This window comes from Geomonas sp. (assembly GCF_035254065.1).
Taxonomy (GTDB): Bacteria; Desulfobacterota; Desulfuromonadia; order Geobacterales; family Geobacteraceae; genus Geomonas.
The window spans coordinates 1-8,481 of record NZ_DATFBA010000368.1 but is presented as its reverse complement, the minus strand read 5'-3'; the positions used below and the strand labels follow the sequence as shown (position 1 = coordinate 8,481).

8 protein-coding genes are annotated in these 8,481 nt (G+C 62.2%); 6 read left to right on the top strand and 2 right to left on the bottom strand.

All coding sequences use genetic code 11. The annotated features are described in order from the left end of the window. The first annotated feature begins 235 nt into the window (after nt 1–235). The 5 genes from polX (at nt 236) to VJ604_RS17135 (ending at nt 6,011) form a co-directional block, all read left to right on the top strand. Nucleotides 236–1,963, top strand: coding sequence for a DNA polymerase/3'-5' exonuclease PolX (polX, locus tag VJ604_RS17155; RefSeq protein WP_324084617.1), 1,728 nt, complete (start codon nt 236–238; stop codon nt 1,961–1,963). Between the two features lie 85 nt (nt 1,964–2,048). After that, nucleotides 2,049–2,534 carry an EVE domain-containing protein gene (locus tag VJ604_RS17150; RefSeq protein WP_324084616.1) on the top strand — a complete coding sequence of 162 codons (486 nt, stop codon included), beginning with the start codon at nt 2,049–2,051 and terminating at the stop codon, nt 2,532–2,534. 59 nt (nt 2,535–2,593) lie between these two features. After that, entirely contained in the window at nt 2,594–3,670 is a 1,077-nt protein-coding gene (gene corA / locus VJ604_RS17145) for a magnesium/cobalt transporter CorA (RefSeq protein WP_324084615.1), read from the top strand. Then, nucleotides 3,667–4,686 (top strand): ABC transporter ATP-binding protein, encoded by a 1,020-nt coding sequence (locus tag VJ604_RS17140; protein ID WP_414652467.1) that lies wholly within the window; start codon nt 3,667–3,669, stop codon nt 4,684–4,686. Before corA ends, VJ604_RS17140 begins: the two co-directional genes overlap by 4 nt. Beyond that, on the top strand, nt 4,686–6,011 hold the full coding sequence (locus VJ604_RS17135) for a hypothetical protein (protein WP_324084613.1): 1,326 nt from the start codon (nt 4,686–4,688) through the stop codon (nt 6,009–6,011). The genes VJ604_RS17140 and VJ604_RS17135 overlap by 1 nt, the downstream gene beginning before the upstream one ends. A 245-nt stretch (nt 6,012–6,256) precedes the next feature. On the opposite strand, the gene VJ604_RS17130 is transcribed toward VJ604_RS17135, so the two are convergent. Both VJ604_RS17130 and VJ604_RS17125 read right to left on the bottom strand, forming a co-directional pair. Continuing rightward, nucleotides 6,257–7,168: an AEC family transporter gene (locus VJ604_RS17130; RefSeq protein ID WP_324084612.1), complete on the bottom strand. Its 912-nt coding sequence runs from the start codon at nt 7,166–7,168 to the stop codon at nt 6,257–6,259. A 234-nt stretch (nt 7,169–7,402) separates the two neighbouring features. Further along, the gene (locus VJ604_RS17125) at nt 7,403–7,624 is read right to left on the bottom strand and encodes a hypothetical protein (RefSeq protein WP_324084611.1); all 222 of its coding nucleotides are present in this window, start codon (nt 7,622–7,624) and stop codon (nt 7,403–7,405) included. A 244-nt stretch (nt 7,625–7,868) separates the two neighbouring features. Between VJ604_RS17125 and VJ604_RS17120 the strand changes: the two genes are divergently transcribed. Then, nucleotides 7,869–8,294 carry a hypothetical protein gene (locus VJ604_RS17120; protein ID WP_324084610.1) on the top strand — a complete coding sequence of 142 codons (426 nt, stop codon included), beginning with the start codon at nt 7,869–7,871 and terminating at the stop codon, nt 8,292–8,294. Nucleotides 8,295–8,481: the final 187 nt, after the last annotated feature.

The following is an 8,481-nucleotide window of genomic DNA, read 5'->3' as shown; positions in this document are numbered from 1 at the left end:
CACTACTACAGGAGTCGCTGCGGCAGGGACGACAGGCTGAAGGAACTCTGGGGTGCCGCCGCCGGACATGTATAAAATGAAGTAGCCCGCGGGATTCTCCCCTTCAGGGGAGAGGGTGCCCGAAGGGCGGGTGAGGGAGGTTCGCTGTGGCCCTCACCCCCAGCCCCTCTCCCCTAAAGGGGCGAGGGGAGAGCATGAAAAGGTGGGTAGCCGAGGAGGGCGCGGGGGGCTCAATATGAAGAACAGGGAAATCGCCCGCATCTTTTCCGATATCGCCGACATCATGGAGATCCAGGAGGGAAATCCCTTCAAGATCAGGGCCTATCGCAAGGCCTCCCTGAACCTGGAGGGGCTGACCCGCGACCTGGACGATATGACGCACAAGGAACTGCTGGAGATCCCGGGGATCGGCGCCGACTTGGCGGCCAAGATCGAGGAGTACCTGCAAACCGGCACCATCGCCATGCACGACAAGCTGAAGGAGGAGGTCCCGGCCGGGGTCTTCGCCCTGCTGGCCATCCCCGATTTGGGGCCCAAGACGGCCAAGAGCATCTACGACGCCTTGGGCATCGCCAGCATCGAAGAACTGGAGCAGGCCGCCCGCGACCACCGGCTGGTGGGGGTGCGCGGCATCGCGCAGAAGACGGAAGAAAACATCCTGAAGGGGATAGCGGCGGTCAGGAGGGGGCGGGAGCGGCTCCCATTGGGACGCATGCTGCCGGCGGCCGAGGATCTGGTCCGGGCGCTCAGGGAAACGGCGCCGGTCGACCGCCTGGAGATCGCCGGGAGCATCCGGCGCCGCCGGGAGAGCATCAAGGACATCGACCTGGTGGCTACCTCGCCCGACCCGTCACGGGTGATGGATGCCTTCCTCGCGCTGCCCCAGATTTACGATGTCTCCATGAAAGGGCCGACCCGCGCCAGCGTCATCATCCGGGACGGCGTGCAGGTGGATTTGCGGGTGGTGGAGCCGGAGTCCTTCGGTGCCGCCCTGGCCTATCTCACCGGGAGCAAGCCGCATAACGTCAGGCTCAGGGAGATGGCGGTCAAGCGGGGGCTGAAGATCAACGAGTACGGCATCTTTGACGAGGAGAACCGGCGGCTGGGCGGAGAGAACGAAGAGGACGTCTACCGACTGCTCGAGCTTCCCTTCATCCCGCCGGAGCTGCGCGAGGACCTGGGCGAGGTGGAGGCCGCGCTGGCAGGCAGGCTGCCCAAGCTCATCACCCTTGGCGACCTGCGCGGCGACCTGCACGTCCACAGCAAGTGGAGCGACGGAGCCCATACCTTCGCCGATCTCGCGCAGGCGGCCAAAGCCGCCGGGCTCAGCTACCTCGCCATCACCGATCATTCCCAGAGCCTGGGCATCGCCAGGGGGCTGACCGTTGAGCGGCTCATGGAGCAGGGGGAGGAGATCAGGGCCTTCAACAGGGGATGCACCGACTTCACCCTCTTGCACGGCACCGAGATGGACATCCATCCGGATGGAACCCTCGATTTTCCAGATAGCGTCCTCAAGAAGCTGGACGTGGTGGTCGCTTCCATCCACTCCGGTTTCGGATTTCCCAAGGAGAGGATGACCGCGCGCATCGCCGCCGCCATGCGTAATCCCTACGTCTCCATCATCGCCCACCCTACCGGACGGCTGCTGGGAGAGCGCAACGGGTACGAGGTGGACATGGAAGAGCTGCTGCAAGTCGCCCGCGAGACCGCTACCGCCCTGGAGATCAACAGCTACCCACTGCGGCTGGATCTGGCCGACAAGTACGTGAGGCGGGCGAAGGAGCTGGGAGTTCTGCTGGCGATCAACAGCGACAGCCACGTGAAGACCCAGTTCGCCACCCTTTCCTACGGAATTTCGGTTGCCCAGCGCGGCTGGCTGGAAAAAGGGGACGTGCTGAACACCCTGGAGCCGCAGGAGCTATTGAAGCGGCTGAGGGAAAAGAGGAAGAGAGTTCAATAGAAGGTGCTTCGACAGGCTCAGCACGAACGGCTTCTACATTCTTTGACTTTTAATTACAGTGTCGAATCGAAAGAAAGGTGCACGCATGTCCAACCGCAACTACTGGCTCTTCAAGACGGAACCCTCCTGCTTTTCCCTACAGGACCTGCAACAACGCCCCAAGCAGACGGAGCACTGGGACGGGGTCCGCAACTTCCAGGCCCGCAACCTGCTTCGGGACGAGATAAAGGTCGGCGATCTCGGCTTCTTCTATCACAGCAACATCGCCGAGCCGGCCATTGTCGGCATCGTCGAGGTGGTGAGGGAGGGGTATCCCGATTCCACGGCCTTCGATCCCCACGGTGATCACTTCGACCCCAAAAGCACGCCCGACAAGCCGATCTGGTACATGGTCGACGTCCGCTTCCTGCGCGAGCTGCCGCGGCCGGTCACCCTCTCTGAGTTAAAGAACATCCCCGAGCTCTCCGCCATGATCCTTTTGAACAGAAGCCGCCTTTCCGTCCAACCGGTGCGGGAGGAGGAGTGGACGACCATCCTGCGCCTGGCGGGGGTGAAAAAATTGGTGATATGAACGACGAGTCATGCTACGTTCTCGCCGCGGAAGATCGTTAGCCATTCCTCGGAGAGATCATGTCACGGCACGTCAGGAACAGATCCAAGAAGGCAGGAGCCGCCCCGGGCACCCTGGTCCACCTCGGCAGGGAAAAGGCCGGCGCCACCAAGATCGACGTCATCGAGTACGACGCCACTTCCCTCAGCAAGCATCACGTCACCTCTCTCGCCCAATGCCAGCCCATCAAGTCGTCGCCAACGGTCACCTGGATCAACGTCGACGGCGTCTCCAACGTAGAGATACTGCGGCAGTTCGGCAGCTGCTACGGCATCCACCCCCTGGTCCTGGAGGACATCCTCGCCACCGACCAGCGTTCCAAGGTGGAGGACTACGACGACTACCTGTACGTGGTCCTCAAGATGATAGGCTTCGACGAGACATCTGGCGCCATCACCTCCGAACAGGTAAGCCTGGTGCTGGGGTCCCACTATGTCCTTTCCTTCCAGGAGGGGCTGGCCGGAGACGTCTTCGAACCGGTGCGCGTCCGGCTGAAGAACGAGAAGTCCCGGCTGCGAACCTCGGGGCCAGACATGCTGCTGCACGCCCTGCTCGACGTGATCGTGGACAACTACTTTCTGGTGCTGGAGAAGCTGGCCGAACGGATCGAGGAGATCGAGGACGAACTGATCGAGCATCCCGAGGGCGGCACGCTGCACGCGATCTACGAGATGAAGCGGGACATGCTCTTCCTGCACAAGGTGGTCTGGCCGCTCAGGGAGGCGATCGGCCGCCTGCAGCGCCGGGACTCGTCGCTGGTGAACGAGCAGAGCCTGGTCTACCTGCGGGACTTGTACGGTCATGCCGTGCAGGTGCTGGACACCCTGGAAACCCTGCGCGACGCCCTCTCCGGCATGGTCGACATCTACCTCTCCAGCGTCAGCAACCGGCTGAACGAGGTCATGAAGGTGCTGACCATCATCGCCACCATATTCATGCCACTCTCCTTCATCGTCGGTTGGTACGGCATGAACTTCAAGAACATGCCCGAATACGACTGGCGCTACAGCTACCCCACGGTGCTCCTAATCATGGCGGGGATCGCGGTCGGCATGCTGGTCTACTTCAAGCGTAAAGGCTGGATCTGGAAGAAATGAATTCCCTCTCCGCTCTGGGAAGTTCCCCCCGCCCGTTCAGGGGAGAGGGTGCCCGAAGGGCGGGTGAGGGAGGAGGTTTAATGGCAAGCTCGCTGATGGAAGTTAACAACCTGACCTTTGATTATCCGGGCAAGCGCGCCTTGGACAACGTCTCTTTCTCCCTCTCCCCCGGCAGCATCACCGCGCTGGTCGGTCCCAACGGGGCCGGCAAGACCACGCTGCTTCGCTGCCTGGCGGCGCTGGAAGAGCCGACGGCCGGCTCCATCCGGCTGGAGGGGAAGGAGATCCTGGACGACCCGCGCGGGACCCACCGCCAGATCGGCTACCTCTCCGACTTCTTCGGGCTCTACGAGGAGCTGAGCGCGCGGCAGTGCCTGCTCTACGCCGCCATGTCCCACGGCGTGCCGGCGCAGAGCCAGGAGGAGCTGATCGAGAAGTGCGCCGCGCAGCTGGAGATGGATGGGCGGCTCGACATGAAGGCGGGATCGCTTTCGCGCGGGCAAAGGCAGCGGCTGGCGATAGCGCAGGCTATCATCCACAAGCCGCGCCTGCTCCTTCTCGACGAGCCGGCCTCCGGTCTGGACCCGGAATCGCGCCACTCGCTGGCGCTGTTGTTTAAAAGGTTGCAGCAGGCGGGGATGACGCTGCTGGTCTCCTCTCACATCCTTGCCGAGTTGGAGGAGTACTCCACCGACATGCTGGTGCTGCGCGGGGGCCGGATCGTTGACCACGCGGCGCTGGAAGTGAAGGAGGAGAGCTCCCTGTTCGAGCTGCGGCTCGCTGAGCCGTTCGAGGGGCTGGGGACGGTGCTGAAGGCCCTGGAAGGGGTCGTACTGGTGCAACTGCATGAGGACAGGGCTCTGATCTCCTTGAGCGCATCGCCCGCCCGACAGCACGACCTCCTGCGGGAGCTGATAACCGGCGGCCTCAAGGTATGCTCCTTCACCGAGCTGAAGCAGAACATGCAGGACGTCTACCTCAAGGCCGTCAAAGGTGAGCGGGGAGGGCGCGCGTGATGACCAATCCGGAATTCCGCAAGAACCTCTGGCTGGAGATGACCCCGTACCGTCTGGTCGGCATGCCGCTGGTCATTCTCTCCATCCTCTATCTGGCCTACCTGACCGGCGGCAGCCGCCTGGCCCACGACGTAGCCTCGGCCGCCATCACCTTCTATTTCCTGATCACGGTGGTGTGGGGGACCAAGCAGGCGTCGGAAACCATCGTCAACGAGATTCGCGAGCACACCTGGGACGGGCAGCGGATGTCGTCGCTCACCCCGTGGCAACTGGTGTGGGGGAAGCTGTTCGGCAGCACGGCCTACACCTGGTACGGCTCGGCCATGCTGCTCGCCGCCTACTGGATGGCGGGCCCTGACCCGGACCCGGTGGCATCGTTGGAGACCGTGGTGGTGCTGGTGCTGACCGGCATCTTCGCCCACGCGGTGACCATGCTGGGAAGCCTGCTCAGCATCCAGAAGGAACGGAAGTTTGTCAGGAGCCAATCTACGGGCATCCTGCTGCTGGGTATCATGACCGCCAGCATCCTGCTCGCCAGCTACTTCGGAAAAGGAGGCGGGACCCTCACCTGGTTCGGTGCCGGCTGGCAGCTGCGTGACTTCATGCTGGTAAGCGTGACCGCTATCACGCTCTGGGCGCTGCTGGGGGTGTACCAGCTGATGCGCCGCGAGCTGCAGATGGTCAACAGCCCGGCGGCCTGGCTGGCCTTCCTGATCTTCCTGATGGTCTACTGCGGCGGGCTGGTCGCGGGCCAAAAGGTGCCTGCCAACGATCCCTTCCAGGGGGTAAACCGTCCGGTCCTGGTGGCGTTCTATCTTGCCGTGGCCGCCAGCTACCTGATGGCCTTCATCGAGAGAAAGGATCTGCTGACCCTGCAGAGGGTGGTCCGGTTGGCGGAGGGGAGGGAGTGGCTGAAGTTGCTGCAACGTGCTCCCCGCTGGCTGTTGACTTTTCCGCTGGGGCTACTGATGGCGCTGGGGGTGGCGGCAACCGCGGGTGCAGGCTTTAAGGGAGGTCCCGACGTGGCGGCCTTCGTGGCGGCGGTGATCTTCTTCCAGGCGAGGGACCTCGGCATCCTCCTCTTTTGCAACCTGGCGCACGCTAACAAGCGGGCGGACCTGTTGGCCGTTCTTTACCTGTTCCTGCTCTACGGCATCATCCCGGGGATACTGCAGGCCATGCATCAGGGTGAACTCACCGTACTGTTCTGGCCGCGGCCGGACCGCTCCCCCTTCCTGCTGATAGTTCCCCTGCTGGAGATGCTGGCCGTCTTCTATCTATTGTCGGCGCGCTGGAAAAAGAGGGTGTCGGAGGTGGGGCGCTAATCCCCACTTCTAACACCTCCCTCACCCGGCCTTCGGCCACCCTCTCCCCTAAAGGGGCGAGGGTACAGTCTAGTTCCCTCTCTCCTAAGGTAGTGATGTACCAGCCAACTCCCTCTCTCCCCTAAAGGGGCGAGGGTACAGCCTAGTTCGCCTCTCCCCCTAAGGTAGTGATGTATGAGCCAACTCCCCCTCGCCCCTTTAGGGGAGAGGGGCAGGGGTGAGGGCGATTCGAGGAGATGTCAGCCTCAGTGGGTTAGCTGCAGAATTCCATACAGAAACGGCAGCGTCCCGAAGCAGAGGACGATGCCGACGCCGATCAGGGCCGTGGAGAGTTCCGCGTCCATCCCCGCCACCACGGCAAGGGCGGCCGCCGTCACCATGGGGGGCATGCCCGCCTCGATGACCGAGACCTCCATCGGTAGGCCGGAGGCTCCCAAACTCCAACAGATCCCCAGTGCGACCAGCGGGCCGACGAGCTGCTTGACCGCCAGCCCGAAGCAAAGCGGCCCCAGCACCTGCCGTTTCATCCGGAACCTGAGCTGAAAGCCGATGGCCGTCATCACCAGCGGCACCAGGGAGAGGGAGACGTTCTGCAGCCCTTGGGCGATTTTCTCGGGGTAGGGCCACTGGCGCAGGGCGAGGCCGGTGACCAGTGCAATGGTGGGTGGGAACAGGATCATCTTGCGGGCCACCGCGGGGAGGTTGAACTTGTTCCCCCCCTCCCCGTAGAGGGCGAGGATGAACGAGCCGTAGGTAGAAAAGATCAGCATGGTGCCGAGCTGGTCGTACACGATCAGGGGCGGGAGGCCCGCCTGACCGAAGAAGGCGGTCACCATCGGGATGCCGAGAAACGAGGTGTTGCCGACCGGGACGATCAGCAGCAAGACGCCCAGCACGCGGCGCGGCCAGTGAAAGATGCGCCCCGCCACCAAAAGAAGCCCCACCGAGAGCAGGAGCATCCCCCAAGGTACCAGCAGCGGGATGACGGCCTGCCGGGAGAAGGCGATCTGCGGCGCCTTGAGCAGCACCAGGGCCGGCAGCGAGACGTAGAGCGCGAACATGTTGAGGACCTGCGGGGTATCCTTGGGGAAGGCTTTCAGGCGCTGGAACAGCATGCCGAGCAGGACGAAGACGCCGATGAGGACGAAGTTTTCCATAGGGCGGTCAGGCTACCAGCATTTGTGACTTTCTTGAAGAAAAAAAGGAGGTCGTGTCTCGCGGCAGCGCTCCCCCCCCTCCCAGCCTCCCCCCTTCGGGAGGAGCGCTCGTACAGAGTTGTCCGGTCCGAATATCCCCTCTCCCGAAGCCCAGACCCCGGCATTGGCTGAAGCCTGCACTTTTAAGCCGGCTCCCCCCACACATTATCCGTCGGACCTCTCCGCGGTCACACTCTACTGACTTGAGGAGGAGGGGGCCTCTTTGAATCTCGGCGAGGTCTTGTAGCAGGCCATGGCGTTGGCCAGCGCGTGCAGCTCCGTTTCGCCGCATCTCATGATGGTGGACCCGTCGATCAGCTCGATGGTGCACCTGAAATGGGGGGTGTTGACGTGTTGGCAACGGGTGTCGGCTGGCATCGGCTCCGTCTTGATGTAGGCGATATTTTCGTCGAGCATGGCAGGTTCCCTCCCGTGCTTCTCCTATCTTCTCTACCTCAGATCCCACCGTGATTACTGATCCCCCACTTACTGCTGTTTTTTAGTGATTCCGCCATCTTAGCAGTGTCAACTGTGCGGTTGAAACACTCCACTTGCATTACCTTCCGTTCGCAGTACCTTTAACGAGATGCTCTCGCTAATTATAACAAGTTAACAAATAAAACCGAGCCGCTTACGTACAGCGAAGTGGGGGAGGTGACACGTGGGACAACAGATGGTAAGGATAATGCGGAGCTATCGGTATGGGACGCCGAGTAAGTTCCATGAGGTAAACCAAAGGGTCAGCGCGTCCTTGACGGACAACGACAAGTTCCCGGAGTCAACCTGGGGGGCGAACCCGACACTGTTGCCGACCTATCTGGCGACATCAAAGAAGCAGAACGAGGTATACCTCAGGGCTCGCCATGGCAGTAGGTTGGACATAGCGGAACGCGAGGTTCTCCAGGCGCAGTTGATCCAGCTCCTGGACGAGATTGCCTTGGTCTTGGAGGCTGCGGCTATTCGCAATCCCGAGATCCTTCTCCATTCCGGATTCGAGCTGGCAAAGGAACGGAGGAGCCGTCCGAGGGTCAAAGCGCCCATTACCGTTTCTGAAGCATCAGTTGGCGAGCACCAAGAAGGATCGTAAGCCGGAGAGAGGTCAAGGAGTATGTCCTATCCGGAATTAGCGAGAGCAAGCCTGGGGGGTATCGGTGTGGTACCCCCCTTTTCTCGGTTCATCCGATACCGTCCCACCCGCGACTGATACCGTCCCACCCGCGACTGATACCGTCCCACCCGCGACTGATACCGTCCCACCTGCGACTGATACCGTC

Coding starts and splice junctions, on each gene's coding strand:
- VJ604_RS17125 (WP_324084611.1), bottom strand. CDS start 7,624: ATGCTCGACGAAAATATCGCCTACATCAAGACGGAGCCGATGCCAGCC.
- VJ604_RS17150 (WP_324084616.1), top strand. CDS start 2,049: ATGTCCAACCGCAACTACTGGCTCTTCAAGACGGAACCCTCCTGCTTT.
- VJ604_RS17140 (WP_414652467.1), top strand. CDS start 3,667: ATGAATTCCCTCTCCGCTCTGGGAAGTTCCCCCCGCCCGTTCAGGGGA.
- corA (WP_324084615.1), top strand. CDS start 2,594: ATGTCACGGCACGTCAGGAACAGATCCAAGAAGGCAGGAGCCGCCCCG.
- polX (WP_324084617.1), top strand. CDS start 236: ATGAAGAACAGGGAAATCGCCCGCATCTTTTCCGATATCGCCGACATC.
- VJ604_RS17130 (WP_324084612.1), bottom strand. CDS start 7,168: ATGGAAAACTTCGTCCTCATCGGCGTCTTCGTCCTGCTCGGCATGCTG.
- VJ604_RS17135 (WP_324084613.1), top strand. CDS start 4,686: ATGACCAATCCGGAATTCCGCAAGAACCTCTGGCTGGAGATGACCCCG.